The organism is Stenotrophomonas sp. (assembly GCF_031995405.1).
In the GTDB taxonomy this organism is placed as follows: Bacteria; Pseudomonadota; Gammaproteobacteria; order Xanthomonadales; family Xanthomonadaceae; genus Stenotrophomonas.
Window position 1 is genome coordinate 1 of sequence record NZ_DAMAGC010000063.1, and the last position, 23,461, is coordinate 23,461.

At 68.0% G+C, this 23,461-nt stretch carries 17 protein-coding genes and 2 tRNA genes; 10 read left to right on the plus strand and 9 right to left on the minus strand.

Annotation, left to right across the window (positions count from 1 at the left end; translation table 11 throughout):
• Positions 1–428: 428 nt before the first annotated feature.
• The 5 genes from RTO53_RS12210 (at position 429) to RTO53_RS12230 (ending at position 8,709) form a co-directional block, all read left to right on the plus strand.
• On the plus strand, positions 429–3,788 hold the full coding sequence (locus tag RTO53_RS12210; protein WP_312238042.1) for a TonB-dependent receptor: 3,360 nt from the start codon (positions 429–431) through the stop codon (positions 3,786–3,788).
• A 61-nt stretch (positions 3,789–3,849) separates the two neighbouring features.
• Positions 3,850–4,434, plus strand: coding sequence for an RNA polymerase sigma factor (locus tag RTO53_RS12215; protein WP_312238043.1), 585 nt, complete (start codon positions 3,850–3,852; stop codon positions 4,432–4,434).
• On the plus strand, positions 4,418–5,419 hold the full coding sequence (locus tag RTO53_RS12220) for a FecR domain-containing protein (RefSeq protein ID WP_312238044.1): 1,002 nt from the start codon (positions 4,418–4,420) through the stop codon (positions 5,417–5,419). Before RTO53_RS12215 ends, RTO53_RS12220 begins: the two co-directional genes overlap by 17 nt.
• Before the next feature lie 13 nt (positions 5,420–5,432).
• Positions 5,433–7,253: an amidohydrolase family protein gene (locus RTO53_RS12225; RefSeq protein ID WP_312238045.1), complete on the plus strand. Its 1,821-nt coding sequence runs from the start codon at positions 5,433–5,435 to the stop codon at positions 7,251–7,253.
• Complete coding sequence (locus RTO53_RS12230) at positions 7,237–8,709, plus strand: amidohydrolase (RefSeq protein ID WP_312238046.1); 1,473 nt, start codon at positions 7,237–7,239, stop codon at positions 8,707–8,709. The genes RTO53_RS12225 and RTO53_RS12230 overlap by 17 nt, the downstream gene beginning before the upstream one ends.
• A 19-nt stretch (positions 8,710–8,728) precedes the next feature.
• On the opposite strand, the gene RTO53_RS12235 is transcribed toward RTO53_RS12230, so the two are convergent.
• From RTO53_RS12235 to RTO53_RS12245, 3 genes are all read right to left on the minus strand, one after another.
• Positions 8,729–9,268: a lipocalin family protein gene (locus RTO53_RS12235; RefSeq protein WP_312238047.1), complete on the minus strand. Its 540-nt coding sequence runs from the start codon at positions 9,266–9,268 to the stop codon at positions 8,729–8,731.
• 263 nt (positions 9,269–9,531) lie between these two features.
• Positions 9,532–9,607 (minus strand) — tRNA-Phe (locus RTO53_RS12240).
• A 197-nt stretch (positions 9,608–9,804) separates the two neighbouring features.
• The gene (locus RTO53_RS12245; protein ID WP_312238048.1) at positions 9,805–10,977 is read right to left on the minus strand and encodes a YbfB/YjiJ family MFS transporter; all 1,173 of its coding nucleotides are present in this window, start codon (positions 10,975–10,977) and stop codon (positions 9,805–9,807) included.
• Between the two features lie 76 nt (positions 10,978–11,053).
• Between RTO53_RS12245 and RTO53_RS12250 the strand changes: the two genes are divergently transcribed.
• Complete coding sequence (locus RTO53_RS12250) at positions 11,054–11,866, plus strand: helix-turn-helix transcriptional regulator (RefSeq protein WP_312238049.1); 813 nt, start codon at positions 11,054–11,056, stop codon at positions 11,864–11,866.
• A gap of 125 nt (positions 11,867–11,991) precedes the next feature.
• Here the strand turns inward: RTO53_RS12250 and RTO53_RS12255 are convergent, their stop codons facing one another.
• Positions 11,992–12,390: a hypothetical protein gene (locus RTO53_RS12255; RefSeq protein WP_312238050.1), complete on the minus strand. Its 399-nt coding sequence runs from the start codon at positions 12,388–12,390 to the stop codon at positions 11,992–11,994.
• A 224-nt stretch (positions 12,391–12,614) separates the two neighbouring features.
• Between RTO53_RS12255 and RTO53_RS12260 the strand changes: the two genes are divergently transcribed.
• Positions 12,615–13,637 (plus strand): NADP-dependent oxidoreductase, encoded by a 1,023-nt coding sequence (locus tag RTO53_RS12260; protein WP_312238051.1) that lies wholly within the window; start codon positions 12,615–12,617, stop codon positions 13,635–13,637.
• 87 nt (positions 13,638–13,724) lie between these two features.
• Positions 13,725–13,895, plus strand: coding sequence for a hypothetical protein (locus RTO53_RS12265; protein ID WP_312238052.1), 171 nt, complete (start codon positions 13,725–13,727; stop codon positions 13,893–13,895).
• Between the two features lie 51 nt (positions 13,896–13,946).
• Here the strand turns inward: RTO53_RS12265 and RTO53_RS12270 are convergent, their stop codons facing one another.
• The 3 genes from RTO53_RS12270 to RTO53_RS12280 form a co-directional block, all read right to left on the minus strand.
• Positions 13,947–14,576 carry a hypothetical protein gene (locus RTO53_RS12270; RefSeq protein WP_312238053.1) on the minus strand — a complete coding sequence of 210 codons (630 nt, stop codon included), beginning with the start codon at positions 14,574–14,576 and terminating at the stop codon, positions 13,947–13,949.
• Positions 14,577–14,722: 146 nt separating this feature from the next.
• Positions 14,723–14,798: transfer RNA gene (locus tag RTO53_RS12275), tRNA-Ala, on the minus strand.
• A 111-nt stretch (positions 14,799–14,909) separates the two neighbouring features.
• Positions 14,910–15,356 (minus strand): hypothetical protein, encoded by a 447-nt coding sequence (locus RTO53_RS12280; protein ID WP_312238054.1) that lies wholly within the window; start codon positions 15,354–15,356, stop codon positions 14,910–14,912.
• 336 nt (positions 15,357–15,692) lie between these two features.
• Between RTO53_RS12280 and RTO53_RS12285 the strand changes: the two genes are divergently transcribed.
• Positions 15,693–17,990, plus strand: coding sequence for a TonB-dependent receptor (locus RTO53_RS12285; RefSeq protein ID WP_312238058.1), 2,298 nt, complete (start codon positions 15,693–15,695; stop codon positions 17,988–17,990).
• Positions 17,991–18,143: 153 nt separating this feature from the next.
• Here RTO53_RS12285 and RTO53_RS12290 read toward each other — a convergent pair whose 3' ends face one another.
• A complete protein-coding gene (locus RTO53_RS12290; protein WP_312238055.1) occupies positions 18,144–20,216 on the minus strand; it encodes a DUF4034 domain-containing protein in 2,073 nt (690 codons plus the stop codon).
• 370 nt (positions 20,217–20,586) lie between these two features.
• The gene (gene rnd / locus RTO53_RS12295; RefSeq protein WP_312238056.1) at positions 20,587–21,666 is read right to left on the minus strand and encodes a ribonuclease D; all 1,080 of its coding nucleotides are present in this window, start codon (positions 21,664–21,666) and stop codon (positions 20,587–20,589) included.
• Positions 21,667–21,835: 169 nt separating this feature from the next.
• On the opposite strand from rnd, the gene RTO53_RS12300 reads away from it, so the two are divergent.
• Positions 21,836–23,461, plus strand: a 1,626-nt coding sequence (locus tag RTO53_RS12300; RefSeq protein ID WP_312238057.1) for an SUMF1/EgtB/PvdO family nonheme iron enzyme, incomplete at its 3' end; no start/stop codon positions are given.

Sequence of the window (23,461 nt, forward strand, 5' to 3'; positions counted from 1 at the left end):
GGAAGGGGGAAGGGGGAAAGGGGAAGGGAAAGGGGAAGGGGAAGGGGAAGGGAAAGGGAAAGGGGAAGGGGAAGGGGAAGGGGAATGGGAAGGGGATAAGTGAAGGGAGAGGGTTTTGTAGTGCCGAGCCATGCTCGGCATCTCCCGACAAACCAGAGCGCTGCACGCCACGCGGAGTAGTGAATGGCTGATGCTCGCGCTTGCACACCCGCTCACTGTCGAGGGGCGGGGTGCATGGGTTCGTGGGACGGTGCGCCGCATGGGCGCGACGCATGCATCGTCACGCTCCAGGACCGAACCCCGTAAAGTCGACGCGGGAGCAACGAACATCCACACGGCGATGGCGGAACACGCGCGCCGGTGCATCTGGATTGTTCAGGGGGGTACGAAACATCGCCGCTCATGTTCACTTTCACGGGGAAGTATCCATGCGTTCGTACAAGTTGCAGCCGTTGGCCCGCGCCATCCGCGGGGGCCTGATGGTGTCGGTGCTGGGCATGATCGCGCCCGCGCTGGCACAGCAGGCCAGTTTCGATATCGCCGGGGGACGTATCGAAGACGCATTGCCGGAGTTCGCGCGGCAGGCCGGCATCCAGATCATCAGCCCGGCCGTGGGCGAGCGTGAGAAAGCGGTTGCCGTCTCCGCGCTCAAGGGCCAGATGGACGCCCGCCAGGCCCTGGGCCAGCTGTTGGCCGGGACCGGGCTCAGTGTCGCCTCCGATGATGGCCGTACGATTACACTGCGCGCCGATCGTCCGCTGCTGGCGTCACTGGGCAGCACCGCGCTGCTTGCCGCGCAGTCGTCGGCAGGCACCACTGCCGCCGATCCGCCGCCGGCCGAACCTACCCGGGATACGCCGGTCACGCTCGATTCGGTCACCGTCGTCGGCACCCAGATCAAGGGTGCGAAAACCGCTGCGCTGCTGCCGGTGGCGACGCTCCAGGCCGAACAGATCGAGGCCATCGGTGCCGTCTCCGGCGACGAGTTGTACCGCTCCATCCCGCAGATGGGCGATGTGTCTTTCAGCGGCACCAACGGTGGCAACAGCTCCAACTATGCACGCGGCGACATCGCCTCGGTCAACCTGCGCGGGTTGGGGGTCGGCAACACGCTGCTGCTGATCAACGGCCGCCGCACCGTCGTCCATCCCACCAGCCAGGCCGACGGCAACCTCGTGCCGGTGCTGACCTACAACGCCAATACCGTCCCGGTCGCCAACCTGCGTCGCGTTGAAGTGCTGCTCGATGGGGCTGCGGCCATCTACGGCACCGACGCGGTGGCCGGCGTGGTCAACAACGTGCTGCGCGACGATGTCCACGGCGGCACCCTCAGCGTGCAGCGCGGCATTGGCGAGGGCACCCACCTGCGCGACCTGGGCATCAACGGCCTGGTCGGCAGGAATTCCGACGACCTGCGCAGCAATGTCACCCTGGCGTTCAATTACTACATCACCACCGGCCTGAACTCGCTGGACCAGGACTGGACCCGCAATGCCGACCGCGCCGCGGATTTTGTCGGCACCCCGTTCGAAGGGCTCAGCGGCACCGACAACCGCAACAGCAACAGTCCGTGGGGCAACTTCACCGCGATCGGTCCGCGCGTGCGCCAGGGCACCACCTTCCTGACCACCGCCGCCGGCGCGTTCCACGTACAGCCCGGCACCAATGAAGGCTGCAACGCCAGCCTCGGCCAGGGCCTGTGCGTGCAGTCCGGCAGCAAGGCCACCGCCGGTGCCGACCGCAACCTGCTGGACAACCAGCAGGCGCAGTTCCCGCTTTCGATCACCCCGGACGTGCGCCGGGTGAACCTGTTCCTGACCGGCAAGCACGACTTCGACAACGGCATCACCGCCTTCGGCGAAGCCGGTTGGTACCAGTCGGAGGCGCGCAGCCTGCAGTCCGGCGTCAACACCATCGCCGCGCTGCCGATGACGGTGGCCGCCAGCAACTACTGGAACCCCTTCGGTGCCACCCGCCTGCCCGATGGCAGCATCAACCCGAACCGGCTGGCCAACCTCAACGTCGCCGCAGGCGGTATCCCGGTCAGCATCAGCAGCTATCGCTTCGAGCGTCCTACCCGGATCGAGGTGGAAAACACCCAGCTGCGTGCGCTCGGCGGCCTGCGCGGTTTCCACTTCGGCTTCGACTGGGAAACCGCCGCGCTGTATTCCAGGGCCAAGGTGGTGGACACCCAGGACGCGGTCAGCATGACCCTGTTCCAGCAGGCGCTGGCCGATGCCACGTCGGCGGCGTACAACCCGTTCTGCGGCGGCTGCAACGACTACAGCAAGCTCGACAGCTTCTTCTACAAGGCCACCCGCAAGAGCGAGACCGAGCTGTATCTGTGGGACATCAAGGCGTCGCGCCCGGACCTGTTCCGCACCTGGGCCGGCGATGTCGGCATGGCCACCGGGCTGGAAGTGCGCCGCGAAACCCAGCGTGACGACCGCGATGCACGCGTGGATGGCACCCTCACCTACACCGACAGCATCACCGGCATCGCCTATCCCAGCGACATGTACGGCGTCAGCCCGACCCCGGACACCGAAGGCTCGCGTACCGTCGCCGGCCTGTTCGCCGAATTCTCGGTGCCGCTGGTATCGCGTGAGATGGGCATCCCGCTGGTACGCGCGCTGGACCTGCAGGTGGCCGGCCGCGCCGAGCATTACAGCGATTTCGGCAACGTCACCAAGCCGAAACTGGCGCTGGGCTGGACCGTGGTCGATGGGCTCACGCTGCGTGGCTCGTGGGCGAAGGGCTTCCGTGCGCCGAACCTGGAACAGGTCAACGCCACGGTGGTCAGCCGCTCCAACACGCGTACCGATTACATCCAGTGCGAAGCCGACGTGCGCTCCGGCGCGCTGGCCTCGATCAACGCCTGCGGTACCGCCTACCGTTCCTCCACCACCGCGCGGCGGTCGGGCAACCCGGACCTCAAGCCGGAAACCTCGACCAACACCAGCGCCGGCATCGTGTTCCAGCCGCAGTTCATTCCGGAAGATTTCGGCCGCTTCACCTTCGCGGTGGATTACTACAAGTACGCCCAGGAAGGCATCATCGGCCTGTTCGGCGAAGGCAATGGCCTGATCCTGGATTACCTGCTGCGCCAGCAGGGCGGCAGCAATGCCAACGTGGTGCGCGCCGCACCGACCGCCGATGACATCGCGCGCTTCGCCGGCACCGGGCTGGATCCGGCCGGCAAGGTGCTCTACGTCACCGACCAGTACGTCAACATGCAGCCACAGACCGTGCGCGGGGTGGATTACAGCATGGCCTGGTCGTCGCCGGAAACCCGCGTTGGCCGCTTCGACATCGGCATCAACGGTACCCGCCTGATCGAGTTCTACCGCGATCGTTCGCCGGCGTTGCAGGCACTGGAAGACGCCAAGGCCACCGGCCTGGTCGATCCCTCCATCGCCATCACCGGCGGCGGCGACCTGATCGGCGATGGCGGCAACCCGCAGTGGAAATGGAGCGGCAACCTCACCTGGCGTTACCAGAACATCACCGTCGGGGCGAGTGCGCGCTATGCCAGCAGCTACCATGAAACCAGCCTGACCTTGGCCGATGGCACGCCGTGGACGGTGAAGTCGCAGACCCTGGCCAACGCCTTCGTCAAGTACGACTTCAACCGCGAAGGCATGTTCAACGGGGTATCGGTCAAGCTGGGCGCCAACAACATCGCCGACAAGCGACCGCCGGTGTCCGATGACAGCTACGGGTATTCCTCGGCGGTGTACCAGGCCTACCCGCGTTACTGGTATGCGAGCGTGACCAAGGCGTTCTGATCCGCGGTTTCTTCCTTACATCGCTGCCCGGCCGATGCCGGGCAGCGCAACAGGAGTTTGAATGGGCGCAACATTGGCAGCAGAGCGGGCGTTGTGGCTGGCCGAGCATGTCCTGCCGTACGAGCGGGGCCTGCGCGACTGGCTGCGGCGGCGCATGGCGCAGGCGCAGGACGTGGACGACGTGGTGCAGGAGACCTACGCGATCCTGGCGGCGCTGGCCGACGTGTCGCACGTGCGGCAACCGCGTGCCTACGTTTACCAGGTGGCGCAATCGGTGGTGCTGCAACAGTTGCGTCGCGCCCAGGTGGTATCGATGGACATGGTGGCCGACTTCGATCGGCTGCCGATCACCGGTGAGGATGCCTCACCGGAACGGCTGGCGTCTTCGCGCCAGGAACTCAACAAGGTCACCGCGCTGATCGCACAGTTGCCGGACAAGTGCCGCCAGGCCTTCGTCCTGCGGCGCGTGGAAGGCTTCTCGCAACGCGAGATCGCCGAGCGGATGCAGATCAGCGAAAACACGGTGGAAAAGCACGTTTGCAAGGGTATTCGGTTGTTGATGGAGTCGATGAAACAGGATGCAGGTGATGCAGGGTCCACAGGGAAACCGGACAATACGGAGGCCGTCCATGCAAGGCGCCGCTGAAAACCCGATCGATGACCAGGCCGCCCGCTGGGTGGCCCGCGAGGATCGCGGTGCACTGGCGCCGGCCGAGCTGGCCGAGCGTGACCGCTGGCTGGAGGCCGACCGCCGCCACTTCGGCGCTTACGCGCGGGCACACGCGGTGTATGCGCGTACCGGACGCGCACGCGCGCTGGGCAGTGCCGACCGCGTACCGCCCGCCGCCTGCGCAGCGCGGTCGCGACCGCGCCTGCAATGGGCGTTCGGGCTGGCCGCCAGCCTGTGCCTGCTGGCGCTGGGCGTGCATGAACACAGCGATGCCGGTGATTACCACCTGACCCGCAAGGGCGAAATCCTGCGCGTGCCGCTGGCCGATGGGTCGGCGGTGACCCTGGATTCGGGCGCGGCGGTGCGCGTGCACTACACCGACAAGCGCCGCGAGATCACCCTGCTGCGCGGTGAGGCGCTGTTCGACGTGGCCAAGAACCGCGCGCGCCCGTTCGTGGTGGTGGCGCGCGATACCGCCGTGACCGCCGTGGGCACCAGCTTCTCGGTCAGCCTCAACGAGCAGCGCACACGCGGGGTGGAAGTGCTGGTGCGCGAGGGTATCGTCGATGTGGCCAACGCCAGCGGCGCGATCGCGCCGACCCGGCTGCAGGCCAACCACCGCGCGCTGGCCAACCGCACCCACGGCATCCGCATCGAGAGCGTCGAGCACGATGACCTGGACCACCAGCTGGCGTGGCGCGAGGGAATGCTGTCTTTCAACGGCGACACGCTGTCGGTGGCCGCTGCGCAGTTCCTGCGCTACAGCGATGTGCGCATCATGATCGACGACCCACTGGTCGGCAGCCGCCGCATCGTCGGCCTGTACTCGGCCAACGACCCGATCGGCTTCGCCCGCAGCGTCGCGCTCAGCCTGGGGTTGGCGGTGGAGCAGCAGGGCAACGATGTCTGGCTGCGCGCACCGCACAACGCCGCCTACAGCGCGCCGCGCTCACTGCAATGAACCAGGACGCCGCATGAAACCGACCTCCATTTCCACCCTGCGCCACCTCCGGCAGCTGGCGCTGTTGACCGGCCTGCTGCTCGCCGGCGGCCAGGCGTTCGTGGTGGCCAGTGCCGCCGATGATGACGTGCTGATCCGCAACGCGATGGTCTTCGATGGCACCGGACGTGCCCCCTATGCGGCCAGCGTGCTGGTGCAGGCCGGCCGCATCGCCGCGATCGGGACCGACCTCAAGGCGCCGGCGCATATCCGCCAGGTCGATGCGAAGGGCCAGGCGTTGTTGCCGGGCCTGTTCGACCTGCACACCCACTGGACCCCGAATGCGCAGCCGTCGACGCTGCCGCAGATCGCCAACCGCTATCTCGCCGCCGGGGTGACCACGGTCAGCGACTTCCATCAGCCGCCGGAGGCCTATGCGCCGCGCCGCGCCTGGTTGCACAGCATCGCCGCACCGGACGTCAAGTTTGCCGCGCGGATCAGCACGCCGCTCGGCCACGGCGCCGATTGGGGCGATGAGAACACCACGCGCTGGGTCAACTCGCCCGAATCGGCGGCGGCGGCGGTGAAGCAGGTGGCCGCCTACAAACCGGATTTCATCAAGGCCTTCACCGACGGCTGGCGGTACTCCAATGCGGCCGACAACAGCAGCATGGATGAGGAAACCCTCGCCGCACTGGTGGAGGAGGCGCACCGCCAGCAGCTGCGCGTGTTCACCCACACGGTGATGGTCAAGCGCGGCAAGACCGCCGCGCGGGCCGGCGTGGATGCACTGGCGCACAGCGTGCAGGATGGCCCGGCCGATGCCGAGCTGATCGCGTTGATGAAGGCACGCGGCACGCGCTACTCGCCCTCGTTGGCGGTCTACCTGCCCGAGCGCGTGGATGGCAGCGGCAAGTCGCGTGCGGGCAGCGAGGCCTATCGCCAGCGCGAGGCGAACTTTGCCAACGCGCTGCGCAACGTCAAGACCCTGCACGATGCCGGCATTCCGATCGTGCTGGGCACCGACGCGGGCATGACCGGCACGCCCCACGGCGCCTCCACGCTGCGCGAGCTGGAGCTGTTCGTGCAGGCCGGGTTGACCCCCAGCGAAGCCCTGGTCGCCGGTACCAGTGCCAGTGCCGAAGCGCTGGCACTGGACGATCGCGGCCGCATCGAAGTGGGCAGGCGTGCGGATCTGCTGCTGGTCAAGGGCCGGCCGTGGGAGCGCATCGGCGATGTGCGCAACACCGAGCAGGTGTATGTGGCCGGTCGCCAGGTGGTGGGCAAGGGCGTGACGCTGCCGGCCGGCAACCGCGCCGAATCGCTGCCGCCGCTGCGCATCGATGCGCTGGTGGATGACTTCGAGCGCGCCGACCAGCGCACCGCGCTGGACACGCTGCGCAACGACGATGCCGACGGCGGCAACGACCGCACCGTGCAGGTCACCGCGGTGATCGACCGCGAGCAGGGCGGCAGGGCGCTGTCGATGCAGGCCAGGCTGTCCAGCAAGGACGATGCGCATGCGGCGGTGATCCTGCCGCTGAGCCGTGGCTCGGTGGCGCCGGTGGACCTGCGCGGCTGGCGCGGCGTGCGCGTGGAGGTGCGCGGCGACGCCACGCTGACGCTGGAGGCGCGCGGGCTGGACGGCCGTCGCTGGATCGCGCCGATCGCCGCCACCGGTGGCTGGCAGACGCTGGAGATTCCGTTCACTGCGCTGCAGGGCCAACCCCCGTATCGCGCGAAGGGGCCGCTGCCGGTGTGGCGCGGTAATGATGTGCAACAGCTGGTGTTTTCCGGCACCGGTCAGGCCGGCGCGAAGATCTGGTTCGAGATCGACAATGTCCGCTTCTATTGATCGTCGGCGCCTGCGCGCGCGCATCGTGCTGGCACTGGTGGGCACGGTGCTGGCCATGCCCGCCGTCGCGGCGGATGCAGCGGACAGCGTGCTGGCCGCCGTGGATGCCTACGCGGGCCGGCAGGCCGAGGTGGGCCACGCGCTGTGGGCGACGCCCGAGCTGGGCTACCAGGAAACCCAGTCCTCCGCGCTGCTGCAGCAGGCGCTGCGCAAGGCCGGTTTCCGCATCGACGCGGGCGTGGCCGGCATGCCAACTGCATTCGTCGCCCGCTACGGGCACCGTGGCGACGGCCCGGTGATCGCGCTGCTGGCCGAGATGGACGCGCTGCCGGGCATGGCCCAGGCGGCCGTGCCGACACGCAGCCCGATCGATGGCCAGGACGCAGGGCAGGCGTGCGGCCACAACCTGTTCGGCGCGGCCGTGGTCGGCGCCGCGCAGGCCGTGGCGCAGTGGCTCAAGGCCAGCGGCAGCGATGGCGAGATCCGCGTGTACGGCACCCCGGCCGAAGAGGGCGGTAGTGGCAAGGTCTACCTGACCCGTGCCGGCCTGTTCGACGACGTCGACGTGGCCCTGCACTGGCACCCGGCCGCGACCAACTCCGCCGCCCAGGGCACCAGCTTGGCCAACATCAGCGGCAAGTTCCGCTTCAAGGGCATCGCCGCGCACGCCGCGCTCGCACCGGATCGCGGGCGTTCGGCACTGGATGGGGTCGAAGCGCTCAACGACATGGCCAACATGATGCGCGAGCACGTGCCCGACGGCACCCGCATCCATTACGTGATCAGCAACGGCGGCGCCGCCCCCAACGTGGTCCCTGACGCGGCCGAAGCCTATTACTACGTGCGCCATGTCGACCCGGCCGTGGTGCGCGATGTGATCGCGCGTCTGCAACTGGCCGCGCGCGGCGCGGCGATGGGCACCGGCACCGAGGCGACCTTCGAGCCCACCGGGGGCGTGTATTCGCTGCTGCCCAACGATGTGCTGGGTCAGCTCATGCAGCGCTCGCTGCAACAGGTGGGTGGCGTGATCTACGACGCTGCCGACACCGCGTTCGCCCAGCAGTTGCAGCAGACCCTGCAGCAGCGCCCTGCGCTGGAAAGCGCGGCAGCACTGGAGCCTTACAGCGCCGAGCAGGCCGGTGGGGCGTCCACCGATGTCGGCGATGTCAGCTGGAATGTACCGACGGCTGGCCTGAGTACCGCCACCTGGGTCCCGGGCACGCCGGCGCACAGCTGGCAGGCCGTGGCGGCTTCGGGGGCGCCGATCGGTACCAAGGGCGCGCTGAACGCGGCGCGTGTGCTGGCGCTGACCACGGTGGCACTGTTGCAGTCGCCACAGACGGTTGCGCAGGCCAGGCAGGAATTCGAACGCCGACGGGGCACCGGTTTCCGCTATGTGCCGTTGCTGGAGCGCACCGCGCCGCCGCTGGATTACCGCAGCAAGGCCAAGGAGTAGGGCGGCGCGGTGGTGCCGCTCAATCCAGCGGTGCCATCACCCGCAGCGGTGCCAGATCGTAGCCGACCGCTTCGGCGCGGGCTTTGATCTGCGCGAACAGGGCGCGGTCCATGCTCGGCGAGCGCGACAGGATCCACAGGTACTTGCGGTCCGGGTCGCCGACCAGTGCCCACTGGTAGTCCGGGTCCAGGGCGATCACCCAGTAGTCGGCCCACACCAGCGGGGCCCACGCCAGCCAATCCGGCACGAAGCGCACCTGCAACTGGCCCGGATGGCCTTCGACCGGTCGCGCCACGCCGTCGGCGGCGATGCGCGTGCCATCGTCGATGCGGCAGACGTTGTGCACGCTGATGCGGCCATCGCCACGCAGGCTGTAGGTGGCGGTGATGTCGCCCACGCACTTCTTCTGGAACGACACCGGCAGGTGTGCGATCTCATGCCACTGCCCGGCGTAGCGGCCCATGTCGAGCGTGGGCACCGACGTCACCGGCGACGCCGCCCACGCGGCGGCCGTCGCAAGCAGCAGGAGCAGGGCGAGACACGGGCTACGCAGGCGCATCGACGGCACTCCAGGCGGGTCGAAGGAGCTTAGGGGCGGCAGCGGGGCAGGGTGTGAAGTTTTTGTCATTCGCCCCGCGTGACAGGAAGACTGAGTCGATGCCGCCGCATGAGGGTAGAGCCGATCCATGATCGGCTGCTTGAACGCGTTGCGGCGGGGCTGCGCAGGGAACCGTGGACGATTCAAACAATGCGCTGCCATGTCGGGATGCCAGACAAGCACGCAAAAAAAAGACCTGCATTTCTGCAGGTCTTTTCGAATACTGGTGGCCGAGGACGGAATCGAACCGCCGACACGGGGATTTTCAATCCCCTGCTCTACCAACTGAGCTACTCGGCCACTTCATCGCTGCGTTGCCGCTGGCGAGGACGCGAATAATACGGAGGTATGCAGGGTTCGGCAAGCGTTTCGCGAAAAAAATTTCACATTTGTTGCCAGGCCTCGCGCGAACAGCGGCAAGTGCTTGATCCAGCGTGGCTGCGCATCCGCTTTGCGCACATGAACATCGGTTCAGCACGTGCCCGGGCGCGCGCTAGTCAGTGCGTGTCCTCCGGCATGCACCACAGCAGCACGATGCCGATCACCATCATCACCGCCGCCAGCAGCAACGATGCCTGGTAGGAGCCGCTGTCGCGCGCCAGGGTGCCGGCCAGCGCCGGCGCCACGATCTGCGCCACGCCGTAACTCAGGGTCAGGGTGGCCATCGCCTTGGCCGGGTTGTGCGGGTAGTGGCGACCGACCACGGTAAGGGTCAGGCTGACGATGCCGGCGAAGGTCAGCCCGAACAGCAGCGCGCTGCCCAGTCCGGCAGCCAAGCCATCGTCCAGCAGCGGCAGTACGAACGAGACTGCCTGCAGGGCGAAGGCCAGCATCAGGGCGCGGATCATGCCGAGCCGGGTGGCCAACCAGTCCCAGCCGAAGGTGGAGGGCACTGCCGCCAGCCCCACCAGCACCCACACCGCGCTGCCATGCCCATGGAAGGCGGCAGTCTGTTCGAGGATGGCCACGATGAAGGTGGCGCTGACCACGAATCCGACACCGGCGCAGAAGTACGCGGCGACCAGCAGGCGCCGCCAGCGCGGTCCGGGTGGCGGCGGCGCGTCGGCGACGGCGCGCGCGGACGCGGCGACCGGCGCGGGCATCCAGCACCAGGCGGGCACCAGGAACAACAGCCCCAACAGACCCAGCCAGCGCCATTGGCCGCTGGAGTCGGCATGGCCGGCCATCACCGCCGTGGCCAGGCCCGACACCGCGATGCCCAGCCCCAGCCCGGCGAAATGCAGGCCCAACCGGGGCCGGCGCTGCTGTGCCAGCAGCCAGTTCAGCACCAGCCCGGAGGCGAGCAGCAGCCCGGCGGTGCTGGACAGCCCGGCGAGAAAGCGCAGCACGCTCCACAGCCAGAGGTGCGGTGTGACGCCCATCAGTGCGGTGGCGACAACTGCCAGCACCAGCCCGACCCGGTAGAAGTGGAATTTCTGCCGCATGTCGCCCACCCGCGCCACCAGCAGCGTGCCCAGCAGGTAACCCAGGTAGTTGAACGTGGCCAGCCAGCCGCCCTGGACCGCGCTCAGCCTAGCGTCCATGCGCATCAGCGGCAGCAGCGGGGTGTAGGCGAAACGGGCCAGGCCCACGGTGAGCACCAGCGCGCAGATGCCGGCAGTGATGACCTGCCAGGGATGCAGCGCGGCAGGGGCAGGGGAAGCGGTCATTGGACACCGAGGCAGGCAGGTACCGGGAGATCCTCGGCGATCCGGCGAGGCCTGTCTTTCGATAGAATGACCATGTATGTCGATCAGGCGACAATCCCGCGACCGTGCCGCCACACCCGCCGGCCGCGAACTGACGGTGCCACCGCTGCGTGCGCTGCCCTGGCCGGTGGTTACGCATAGTCGGGAGATGGCGGTGGGCGAGCGTTTCCCGCCGCATGTGCACGCCTGGCACCAGCTGGCGTTTGCGACCGACGGCGTGTTGCAGGTCACCGCCGCGAATGCGCGCCATGTAATCACCCCGCAGCAGGCGCTGTGGGTGCCAGGCGGCACCCTGCACCACACCCGCGCGCTGAGCGCTGCGGCGTTCCGTAACCTCTACGTTGGCGGCGACATCGCCGCGGGCATGCCCACGCAGTGCACGGTGCTGGAGGTGTCGGCGTTGCTGCGCGCATTGATCATCGAACTCGATGGCATCCGTGCCGATGACGATCCCGGGTATTACGCCAGCCTGTGCGCGGTGATCGCCACCCAGCTGCAACGGCAGCCGCGCCACGCGCGGCATCTGCCCTGGCCACAGGACGCGCGCCTGCAACGCTGGTGCCAGGCGCTGTACGACCATCCTGACGATGATCGGGACATGTCGGCGTGGGCGACACAGCTGGGCGCATCGGCACGCACGCTGGCGCGCCGCTTCGAGCGCGAGACGGGCATGACCGTGCGTGGCTGGCGTACCCGGTTGCGGTTGCTGCGTGCAATGGAATGGCTGGTGCAGGGGCGCTCACCTACGGTGATTGCGCACAACCTGGGGTACGCGTCCGCGTCCGCCTTCAATTACATGTTCCGGGTCGAAATGGGCGTCAGCCCGTTGCAGTGGCGACGATCAAGGTGACCATCGCGGGTGTGTCGCCGCGTTGCCTTGCCCCTGATGAAGTCCTGCGATGCCCGCACGCGCTGCCGCGCACCGTTCGCGATGGGTAAGGCCGTCCGCTGGAACGGGGGCGTTCGGCCGGTGGACTAGTCCGCGACCGGGCAGGCCAGGCTGACCAGCCGATCACCGTCGAAATGCGCCTGGATACGGCCGTCGCCCGCCTTGTCCGCGGGCCAGTCCGCTACGGCCGCGGCGCCGGGCAGCGGATTGCCAAGATGGAAATACACCTTGCCGCGCGTGTCGCCCGACTGCAGGTGCGGGCAACCTCCCATCGGTGATGCCGGCTGCCCGCAGTCGCCCTGCAGCAGGCACAGCCGCGTGTAGCACTGGCCGGCCCCGGACCAGTGCCCCTGCGCGGCCAGGCAGCCGGGCTCGGTCGCCAGTACGGCCCAGCATGCCAGGCCGAAGAGGGTGGTGGCCGACATCAGCGCCAGCAGCAGGTAGCGACGAAGGTGCAGGCGCACGTGGAGGAGAGGCGGTGTCATCCCGCGATGATGCGCCACGGCGCAGGTTCGGGCCTACCCGGTGCGACGCGGTGCCGCCGATGGAATGCTGTGGCATCACCGGCTACATCGGTTCCCGTGGCGCAAGGCGCGCGTGACGTCGTGGACGTGCGCACCGGTGGAACGCTGTCTTACCCCGACGCTGCCGTGCCGCCATAGCGCTTACTGTCAGGGCACCTGATCACCTCGTCTGGAGTCGTCCGCCGATGAATGCCCTCACCAATACCCGCATCGTCCTTGCCTCGCGCCCGCAGGGCGAGCCGGTGGCCGCCAATTTCCGTCTGGAGCAGGCGGCGGTTCCCGCCCCCGGCCCGGGCCAGGTGCTGCTGCGCAACCGCTACCTGTCGCTGGATCCGTATATGCGCGGTCGCATGGAAGAAGGGCCGTCCTACGCACCGCCGGTGGCGCTGGATGCGGTGATGGAAGGGCGTACGGTGTCGGAGGTGATCGCCTCCAACCACCCCACGGTCGCGGTCGGTACGCACGTGGTTGCTACCGGCAACTGGCAGACCCATGCGGTAGTGGAAGGTGACAGCATCACCCGGCGGCTGCAGGAGACCGACTTGCCGATCAGCACCGCACTCGGTGTCTACGGCATGCCGGGGTTTACCGCATATGCCGGCCTGCAGGAGATCGGACGGCTGCAACCGGGCGAAACCCTCGTGGTGGCCGCGGCCAGCGGTCCGGTCGGGGCGACCGTCGGGCAGATCGCAAAACTGCAGGGCGCGCGCACGGTGGGCATCGCCGGTGGCGAGCAGAAGCGACAGTATCTGGAAACACTGGGTTTCGATGTGGCGCTGGACCATCGCGCCGAGGACTTCGCCGCGCAGCTGCAGGCCGCCGTGCCCGACGGCATCGATGTGTACTTCGAGAACGTGGGCGGGCATGTCTTCGACGCGGTCGCGCCGCTGCTCAACGACTTCGCACGTATTCCCGTGTGCGGCACCATCGCCACCTACAACGCGCGCGGCGCGGTGCTGCCGGGGCCGGATCGTCTGCCGGGCTTCATGAGCCAGGTGCTGCGCCAGCGCCTGACCGTGCGCGGCTTCATACAGTCGGACTTCAACGCGCTGTTCCCGCAGTTCCTGATCGACATGGGCCAGTGGCTGCAGGACGGCCGGGTGCGGTACCGCGAAGACATCGTCGAGGGGTTGGTCAATGCGCCGGAGGCGTTCTTTGGCCTGCTCAAGGGGCGCAACTTCGGCAAGCTGGTGGTGAAGCTGGATTGACTGCGCACGCAGCGCCAACGCGGTCCTGACCCGTAGCTCACGATCGCCGCGCTAGCGTGGCGACATCGTCCCGATGAGGTGGCAATCATGACCAGCAACGACACCAACAAGCAGAAGACCCAGCAGGAAGGCGTCAAGGAGAGCCAGCAGGACCGCAGGCAGGATGAAGCGGCCAAGCAGCGGCCCGGTCAGACCGACCAGGCGATCCACGATGCGGAAACCCGGCGGCCGGTGCGCAAGGACAACAGCGACGCCTGACCCTGACGGCGCAGCGACCCTCCCGGTGCGGCTGCCGGAGGCAGCCGGACCTCAGTCGGCCCGTTCGATCAGCGCCAGGCGGTCATTGCACGTCTGCTGCGGGCCATGGATCGGGCATCGGTGATCCAGGGTATTGGCCACTACGTCGGCCTGCCGCGCCTGGGTTACCCGCTGGCCGTAGCTGTCGATCCAGAAGTGGGTCAGATCCAGTCGGCCAAGCGGCGCACGATTTTCCTGGCCGGGCGCTTCCACGCTCAACAACATGAACGCGCTTTGTCGGCCTTCCACCTGCCCCATGTAGTTGAGCACATAGCGTTCCGGATGGGCCGCGCGCTGTTGCCTGCCCCACGTCGAGGCTGCGCTGGCATAAGCATCGCGCGGCATCGGATCGGCTGGATTGAACACTTCAAGCTGCACGTCGACACCCCGCGATTTCAGCGTCTGCGCAACGATGAGCGGAAAGCCCATGCACCTATCGATGTGGGCGAGCCCGGCGTGGCGTTTGTCTTTCCGCGCGGTTTCCGGGTGGCTGCAGTCGCCAGCGGTGTACTGGACCAGAACCAGGACCGGCTCGATCCGCGTGTCGACCGGCAGTCTGACGTTGATGACTTCCCTGGCCGCGGCGTTTGCGGACAACGGCAGCAAGGCGGCCAGCAGAAGTGTCTTCCATGACGACTGCATCGTGTGCTCTCGTATCGGTTTGATTGAAGGGAGCGCCATCATATAGGCGCCCCGCCATTTCCTGAGACCTGCGCACCGCGGCGTCGCTGCTGACAGCGAGGCAAAGAAAAAGCCCCGGGAGCACCCGGGGCTTTTGTCTTGAATAGTGGTGGAGCCAAGGAGGATCGAACTCCTGACCTCGTCGATGCGAACGACGCGCTCTCCCAGCTGAGCTATGGCCCCACGGTTGGTGCAGCATCCACTGGGGCAGCCGTGCTGCGCATCCATCGGACCCGGCTAGTCTAGCGCCGCTGGCCGGTGCGTGCCAAGGGGGGAGGGTAGCGGGGCGGCCGGTCAGGGCGAGGCGAAGGCGATCTGGCCCGGATCCTCGACCTGCAGGTGGGTCTGGTAGTAGTACTTCGAGGATTCCCGGCCCTGGCCATCGCGGAACTGGATGCGCACCCGCCGGGCCTCACCGCGGACGCTGAGCCGGCGGTGCAGCAGGGCAGGTACCTCGACCCCCAACTGCTGTGCCACTTGTTCGGCGATGGCCGGGGCCAGTACCACGGTCAGGCAGTTCTGGTTGCGGTAGTCGCGCTCGGAGTTCAGGAAGATCCGGCCGTTGTCCTGGCCGAGTGCCTGCACGGTCATCACGAACGTGCCGGCAATGGCGTGCGCGGGTTCGACGTTGGCCGCGCGGACCGCGTCACTTGCGTCGGCCCAGGGCTGCGGCGGGGAGGCACGGTGGGTGGCGCAGCCGCCAAGGGCGGCGATCAACAGCAGTACGGGGAAATGGCGCACGCAGGCTCCTTGTGCCGGGAAACGTCAGGGCAATCTGCCCTTCCGCATTGTCGATGCGATGACCCTGCGGCTCAAGGACCGACTGCACACCTCTCTTCCGGGCAGCCGACCAAGCGGGCATAATCCGCGCCAGAATCCCGGCGGCTCAGCCAGCAGACCAGGGGAGGGGATGGACGGCCGTCCCCCGCATCGCCCTGCAACCAGCCTGCAACATCCACGCAATAACGTGCCGCATCGCTGCGTAAAACAGCGGTGTTCATCCGCGTGCGCCGCACGCCACCCGTTCAGCACTCCCCGAGACCCCGCATGCCTGCCTACCGCAACACCCCTGTGTCGATGTCGTCCCGTCCCACCGCCGCACTGCCGCGCCGCCACGCCCTGGCACTGGCCTGCGCCACCGCCTCGCTGTTCGGCCTGGCCGGCACCGCACTGGCCCAGGACGCTACGCCGACCTCGCTGGACGCCATCACCGTCAATGCCGATCACCGCGAGCGCAACCTGCAGGAAGTGCCGGTCTCGGTCGGTGTGGTCCAGGGCGAAAAGATCCGCGACTACACCGCCGGCGGCGACGACACCCTGCTGGCACTGTCGGGCAAGGTGCCCAGCTTCTACGCCGAGACCACCACCGGGCGCATTTTCCCGCGCTTCTACATCCGTGGCCTGGGCAACATCGACTTCTACCTGGGTGCCTCGCAGCCGGTCTCGATCATCCAGGACGACGTGGTGCTCGAACACGTGGTGCTGAAGTCCAACCCGGTCTACGACGTGGACCAGATTGAAGTGCTGCGCGGCCCGCAGGGCACGCTGTTCGGCCGCAATACCACCGCCGGCATCGTCAAGTTCGACACCATCAAGCCCAGCCAGGACGCCAGCGGTCGCGTGCAGGCCAGCTATGGCAGCTACGGCAGCGTGGCCATCGACGGCGGCGTGGGCGGTGCGATCAACGACATCGCCTCGTTCCGCGTGTCGGCGCTTTACCAGCACCGCGATGACTACGTGGACAACACCTACACCGGCCCCAGCGCCGATGGCACGGTGTCGCCGAAGAAGAACGCCATGGGCGGCTTCGACGACCGCAACGTGCGCGCCCAGCTGTTGCTGCAGCCGAGCGAGAACTTCTCGCTGCTGGCCTCGGCCCACGCGCGTGACTACGATGGCACCTCGACCCTGTTCCTGCGCGGTGCGATCACCAAGGGCTCCAACAAGACCGACGTGGCGCGCGACCGCGTGGCCTACGACGAAGCCGACAACAACCCGCAGGCCTACAAGACCTACGGCGGCTCGGTGAAGGCGGTCTACGATTTCGGCAACGTCTCGCTGACCTCGATCACCGCCTACGAAACCACCTCCGGCTACAGCCGTGGTGATACCGATGGCGGCGCGGCGGCCAACTTCCCGGTCAATGGCGTGGCCAACGGCTACGGCCAGTCGATGGGCCAGATCCGCGACCTGGACCAGTGGACCCAGGAAATCCGCCTGGCCAATGGCGATGACAACCGCCTGAAGTGGCAGATCGGCGCGTTCTACTTCGACGGCCGCGACACCACCGATTTCTACCAGCGCGCCTGGTTCCTGCAGGGCAACGCGCGCAACCCGAACAACTGGGTGCGCCTGCGCAACGTCAACACCTCCTGGGCTGGTTTTGGCCAGGTCAGCTATGACGTGACCGACAAGTTCACCCTGACCGCCGGCCTGCGCCAGACCCGCGATGAGAAACACACGCGTCTGCTCAAGACCGCCGACACGGCTGCCGGCGTGGTGACCTACAAGGGTCGCACCGACGTGGAAATGGCCGACACCACCCCGAGCTGGGACGTGAGCGCGATGTACGCGTTCAACCCGCAGTTCAGCGTGTATGCGCGCGTGGCCCGTGGCTTCCGCGGTCCGACCATCCAGGGCCGTTCGGCGGTGTTCAACGCCGATTTCACCACCGCCGATTCGGAAACCATCCTGTCCTGGGAAGCGGGCATCAAGAGCAGCCTGTGGGACAACCGCCTGCGCGTGAATGCTGCTGCGTTCACCTACGTGGTCAACGACATCCAGCTCAACGGCAACGACTCGGACGGCAACGGCGTGCTGTTCAACGCCGACAAGGCCAAGGCCTACGGCCTGGAAGCGGACATGGAGCTGCGTCCGATCCCGAACCTGAGCCTGAGCGCCGGCGTCAGCCTGCTGCACAGCGAGATCCAGGACGATCGCGTCTATGCCCAGGTCTGCGCGCTGAACGGCGCGGTGGTGTGCACGCTGAACGACCCGACCATCAAGGTCGGTGCCAACACCTTCGCCCAGATCAACGGCAACCCGCTGCCGAACGCACCGAAGTACAACATCAACTTCGCCGCGCGTTACGACGTGCCGGTCAACGACAGCGATGTGTTCTTCGTCTCCACCGACTGGAACAAGCAGGGCTACACCAGTTTCGTGCTGTACGACTCGGCCGAGTTCAACTCCAAGGGCAGCTTCGAAGGCGGCCTGAAGCTGGGTTACTCGGGCAACTACGGTGCGTGGGAAGTGGCGCTGTTCGCACGCAACATCACCAACGAGAAGAACCTCAAGGGCGTGATCGAAAACTACATGGCCGCGGTGTACAACGAACCGCGCACCGTGGGTGTGTCGCTCAACATGAACTGGTAAGCGCATACGGCATGGGTGCCACGCCAGCGTGGTGCCGATGCCCCATGCGTTGCCCGACGACGCCCTGCCTGTGCAGGGCGTTGTCGTTTGTGTAGACGATCGATCTGCGTGCGGCGGTCACGCAGGCCGCGCAGGGCGACCTGCGCCGGTCGCTTACAGCGGCTGCGTGTCGTGGCGATCAGGTACCGCATCCAGGCCGAAGGCGAGCTGCCAGCTGCGCAGGTCCGTCGTGTCGCGGTCGCGCGCCTGCTGCCTGGCCGCACGGGAAGCGCCGAACAGCTTGCCCTGGCCGTCGATCAACGGGCGCAGGCGCAGGACGTCGGGGTTGTCCGGCGCCTTCTCGGCCGCACGCTCGAGCCAGACCTTGGCCAGGAACGCATTGGCGGGCACGCCGTTGCCGAAGTGGAATACATCGGCCAGGAAGCCGGCCGCCCAGACCTTGGTGGCGGCGTCGCCGCGCCACCACAGCGGACCGAGCAGGTCGAATACGGCCTCCTGCTTGTCGCTGTCAGACTCGCCCTGGTACAGCAGGACCGCCAGGTTCTTGTGCGCGGGTCGCCATACGCGGTCATGTGGGTCGGCTTCGTCCACGCAGCGTCGATACAGCGCCCGAGCCTGCTGCAGCAGGGCCGGATCGGCCTGTTGCTCGAACGCATCGACCAACTCCAGGGCGCGGTTGTAGATCGCCACCAGATCGCCGGCGGCGATCGCACGCTCGGTCCAGTACGCCGCCTGCGCGGGGTCGGCGAGGGCGGGAAAGTCGCGGCCGGCGGCGCGGCCACGGTACAGATCCACCAGCGCGGCCATCGATCGCCGGTCGCCGCCTTCGGCAAGCTGCAGCATCATGTGCACGCCGGCCGGAAGGGACACATCGCAGAGCAGGTTGGCGGCCACCGTGGACAGGTTCAGTTCGTCCTCGTCGGCCATCGCCATCGCGCGCTGCAGGTGGCTGGCCGCCAGGGCAGGGTCCACACTGAACCCGAACAGCCCGGCCTGGCGTGCCGCCGCCAGCCAGGCCAGCGCATGGGCGCTGTCGGTAGACGCTTCGACAGATGCCAGCACCTGCGCAAACAGCGCATCGGCGCCGTCGACGTGGGCGAACAGCGCGCACGCTTCCAGCGCGTTCATGCCTTCGTCGACCACGGTGGCCGGGTCCAGTGCGAATGCCTCGGCCAGGCAGCGGTGCGCATGTGCCATCCGTGCCGCATCCCAGCGCACGTCGTTTTCGACAGGCTCGTCCCGGCCCAGCTGGTAATCCAGCATCGCCCACCAGCACAGCACGCGGGCGCGCGTGGGCGCATCCAGATGCAGTTCGAGCAGGGCCGCGTAGGCACTGTCGTACTGGGCGATGGTGGCCGGGTCGTCCTCCTCGGCGTCGGGCGGGAAGCCCAGCCAGTCCCGCTCCTTGATCACGCGCAGCCGGTTGCGCTGCGGCAGCATCAGCGTGGCCGCGTACGGGCCGTCGATGAAATCCTGCATCAGTGCGTGGCTGCCGCCCCAGCGCGGATACAGGAAATACAGGAAGGTCTCCAGCAGGTCGACATCGTCCGCGCGCAGCGCCAGTGCCAGCCGCAGCCAGTACTCGGCAGCGTATTCCATGTCTTCCTCGCTGCGCTGCGCCAGCTGCGGCGGCAGTGCCGGCAGCTCGGCCAGCGGCTCGCCATAGGGCGCAAGCAACGCCAGCGCAGCGGCGAATCCGTCCGGATCCTGTTGTTGCAGGGGCGCGTACAGCTCGGCGCGGCCGCCCCTCTGCAGCTGATGCAACCAGCGCGGCTCGCCCAGGTAGCAGGTCAGGCGCAGGATCCGGCTGAGTACGAACGCCGGGCGTGGATGCAATGCCATCGCCCGCAGCCAGGCAGCCAACGCGTGGTCACGCGCGAGGCTCGCGCCGAGCCACTGTGCCTCTTCGATCAGGTCGGCAGTCTCGCTGGACCGGATCTGGCTGGCCACACGCTCCCACAGCGCCCCCCGTACCGCCCAGGCGTGCGGACTGTGCGGTTGCCGTGCACACCACTGCCTGGCCTGCTCGAGCCGCGCGGGCAATGTCTGCGCCGGGTCGATCAGCGTGGACAGCATCCAGCCATGGCCATACCGCGCCGTGCCACCGTCCAGCCAGCGTTGTTCCAGCTCGGCCAGTATCCGGTCGACCTCGTCGAAGCGCTCGTCTTGCAGGGCGTCGCGCGCGCGCTGGCGCAGGTCGATGGCATCGCGGAGGGCATCTGGCATGGGAACAACGTCCTTGTCGAAGGTCAATCGCGCATTCTAGGCAATTGGCCGGTGCCGGAGGTGCCCTGCGGCGCCGGGGGCACACCTGCGCCGCGTTGAGTGCGATCCACGCGTGCGGTTCCGTTGCGTGCAAATGGGGGTCTGCGGCCATGCCCACGCGCAGGCGCGGGCATGGGCGACAGGGTCACCCAGCGGCTGCTTCGCGCCTGATTTCGTTGTCCTGTTCGTCGCCCTCGTAGAAGGCGATACGGCCGGTGTGCGGCGGGGCCTCCCGCGGCTGCCGATGAACGTTGCAGCAGACACCGCAGCACCGGGGCATGCCGCCGCCGGTGCACTGTCGTCGTCCACCCCCGGTCGCGTATGCCGCGGCTTACGCCGCCGGCAGCAGCGGCGCCAGGACCGGTTCCAGCTGTTCACGCCGCCAACCGGCCAGCGCGGGCGGCCACTGGCCGCTTTCCAGGTAGCTTTCCAGGTGCTTGCGCGAGGCCAGGATGCCGTCGGGCAGGCCCAGTTCGGCGGTACGCGCGCTGACGGCATCCTGCAGCCGCTTCAGCGCCTGCTTGTTGTTGTCGTTGGCCGGCAGCGCCAGCGGTGCGTCGGCCTCATCGTCCAGCGGCGTGGTCAGCGCCTGCCAGACCTGGTTGGCCAGCTTGCGCGGTGCCTTGGGGAAGCTCTCCATGAGCTTTTCCAGTGCCGGCACATCGGCTGGCGGGGTGCGTGCGAGTACGGCGGCCAGTTCGTTGTCCAGGATCCAGCTGCGCGGCTTGTCGCTGCTGCGGGCCTGCACATCGCGCCAGCGCAGCAGGCGCAGCAGGCGGATCTGCGCGGCGCCGTCCATGAACTGCGCCGAGCGCATCGACACGTGCGGCCAGCGGTCTTCGTCGTGCTCCACGCTGGCGAGCAGGCGCTCGGCGTCGTCCTGCAGCCACTGCCGACGATCCAGTTCACCGAGTCTGGCATCGATCGCATCGTGCATCGCAAACAGGTATTCGACGTCGTCGGCGGCGTATTCCAGCTGCGCGTCGGACAGGGGCCGACGCATCCAGTCCGAGCGGGTCTCGCCCTTGGCCAGGGTGACCCCGGTGATCGCATTGACCAGCTTCTGGTAGCCCATGCCGCCGCCGATGCCAGCCAGCGACGCGCCGATCTGGGTGTCGAACAGCGGTCGCGGCAGCACGCCGCAGGCGACCTTGAAGGTCACCAGGTCTTCGCTGGCGCTGTGCATGATCTTCAGGATGGCGGTATCGGCCAGCCATGGGGCCAATGCCTCGTTCATGCCGGGGATCAGCGGGTCGATCAGCAGTATTTCATCGCCGACCGCCATCTGCACCAGGGCCAGTTGCGGCCAGTAGGTGCGTTCGCGGATGAATTCGGTGTCCAGTCCGATCCGGGTGGGGCGCTGGCGGTAGCGCTCGTCCAGCTCCGCCGGGGTTTTGATCCAATAAGCCACGTGGGTTCCGTCAACTGCAGGGGGTGCACAGGGGGATGAGGATAACGCGCCGTGGTCGGCGCGCGCGCCGGTATCATGATCCGGTCGTCGTACGGTCGCTGTGGCCGTGCGTCGGCTTGCCCCTCCCGTCCCGGTTCGGCGATGCTCGTGCCTGGCTGCAAGGAACCCGATGTTGCGCACCTCCGCTTCCCTCCCGCCGCTGCTGGCCGTCCTGCTGCTCGTGCTGACGGCCTGTTCTGCCGATGCACCGTCGCCGGCCGCGGCCTCGACGGCGCCCCGGCCGGCCGCGCGCACCGCACCTGCGGCCGCTGCGCCCGCTGCGCCTGCCGCGCAGGTGACTATCGGGGGAGAGGACGCGGCCGAAACCGTGGCGCGCTGGCAACCGCCTGTGGTGCAGATCGGCGATGACGGCGTGGTGGCCGCGCGGCGCAAGGCGGCGCAGGCCTTCGAACAGGACCGGCTGTACGCCGATGCCGAGGCGGCGATCCCGATCTGGCTGGCGCTGCTGCAGCGTAACGCCAAGGACCGCCAGGCGCTGGCCGGGCTCAAGCGGGCACGTCAGCGCCTGTTGGATGAGGCCGGCGCGCTGCTGTCGCGGCCGCTGAAGCAGCGTGAAGCGCTGGCCGAGGCGAGTGAGATGGCGCTGGTGTTGCTGGCGATCGCGCCGGACGATGCGCGCGTGCGCCAACTGCAGTCGCGCGTGGAGATCGCCCAGCGCGTGATCGCCTACAACCGCGCCGGTGAAGACGACCTGCGTGCCGACCGGGTCGGCGAAGATGGCGATGGCGCCATCCCCAATTTCCGCGAAGCGCTGGCCTTGAATCCGGACGACGCGCGCGCGCGTCAGGGCCTGGCCGCTGCCGAAAGTGCCTTGATCCGCCGTGCCGAAACCGCCGCCCGTGCGGGCGATTTCGCCAACGCCGGCACTTGGCTGGCCGAAGCGGCCAAGGTGCGTGATTCATCGATCACCATCGCCGATGCGTTCGAACGCGTCGAGCGCATCCGCGCCGATACGCTCACCCGGCTGCGCGATGAAGGCCTGCGCGATCTGACCACCCCGCAAGGCCTGAAGGCGGCGCGCGAGAAGCTGGAAGACGCCCTGCGCATCGCGCTGCCCGGCGACCCGGTGGTGGGCCAGCTGCGTGAACGCATCGAGCTGGTCACCCACTACGGCAGCTTCCGGCCGCGGCAGGTGTTCAGCGACGCGCTACGCGATGGCGGGCGCGGCCCGCAGATGATCGTGGTGCCGCACGGCGGCTTCCAGATGGGCGCCGGCGACAACGAACGTGGGGCAAGCGATGCGGAAAAGCCGTCCCATTACGTGCGGTTCGAACGGGGCTTTGCGATGTCGATCACCGAGGTGACCGTGGCCGACTTCCGTCGCTATGTGCAGGCCAGCAACGCCCGCCCGCGCGCCACCCGGCGCGGCCATTCGATCGTCTACGACGAGCGCAGCGGCAACTTCGTGCGGCACAGCGGGGTGGATTGGCAGTCCGGGTACAACGGCGTGCCGGCCATCCCGACGTCGCCGGTGATGCATGTGAGCGTGCGCGACGCCGAAAACTACGCCAGCTGGCTGTCCGAGCAGACTGGTCGCTCCTACCGGCTGCCCAGCGAGGCCGAATTCGAATACGTGCTGCGTGCCGGCAGCAGCGGCCGCTATCCGTGGGGCGATGCGGGCACGCCGCCGCCGAATGCCGGCAACTTCACCGGCGCCGAGGATGTCTCCCCGTCCGGCCGGCACTGGTACAACGCGTTCGTGGGGTACGGCGATGGCTGGTGGGGGCCGGCACCG

Coding starts and splice junctions, on each gene's coding strand:
- RTO53_RS12210 (WP_312238042.1), top strand. CDS start 429: ATGCGTTCGTACAAGTTGCAGCCGTTGGCCCGCGCCATCCGCGGGGGC.
- RTO53_RS12215 (WP_312238043.1), top strand. CDS start 3,850: ATGGGCGCAACATTGGCAGCAGAGCGGGCGTTGTGGCTGGCCGAGCAT.
- RTO53_RS12220 (WP_312238044.1), top strand. CDS start 4,418: ATGCAAGGCGCCGCTGAAAACCCGATCGATGACCAGGCCGCCCGCTGG.
- RTO53_RS12225 (WP_312238045.1), top strand. CDS start 5,433: ATGAAACCGACCTCCATTTCCACCCTGCGCCACCTCCGGCAGCTGGCG.
- RTO53_RS12230 (WP_312238046.1), top strand. CDS start 7,237: ATGTCCGCTTCTATTGATCGTCGGCGCCTGCGCGCGCGCATCGTGCTG.
- RTO53_RS12235 (WP_312238047.1), bottom strand. CDS start 9,268: ATGCGCCTGCGTAGCCCGTGTCTCGCCCTGCTCCTGCTGCTTGCGACG.
- RTO53_RS12245 (WP_312238048.1), bottom strand. CDS start 10,977: ATGACCGCTTCCCCTGCCCCTGCCGCGCTGCATCCCTGGCAGGTCATC.
- RTO53_RS12250 (WP_312238049.1), top strand. CDS start 11,054: ATGTCGATCAGGCGACAATCCCGCGACCGTGCCGCCACACCCGCCGGC.
- RTO53_RS12255 (WP_312238050.1), bottom strand. CDS start 12,390: ATGACACCGCCTCTCCTCCACGTGCGCCTGCACCTTCGTCGCTACCTG.
- RTO53_RS12260 (WP_312238051.1), top strand. CDS start 12,615: ATGAATGCCCTCACCAATACCCGCATCGTCCTTGCCTCGCGCCCGCAG.
- RTO53_RS12265 (WP_312238052.1), top strand. CDS start 13,725: ATGACCAGCAACGACACCAACAAGCAGAAGACCCAGCAGGAAGGCGTC.
- RTO53_RS12270 (WP_312238053.1), bottom strand. CDS start 14,576: ATGCAGTCGTCATGGAAGACACTTCTGCTGGCCGCCTTGCTGCCGTTG.
- RTO53_RS12285 (WP_312238058.1), top strand. CDS start 15,693: ATGTCGTCCCGTCCCACCGCCGCACTGCCGCGCCGCCACGCCCTGGCA.
- RTO53_RS12290 (WP_312238055.1), bottom strand. CDS start 20,216: ATGCCAGATGCCCTCCGCGATGCCATCGACCTGCGCCAGCGCGCGCGC.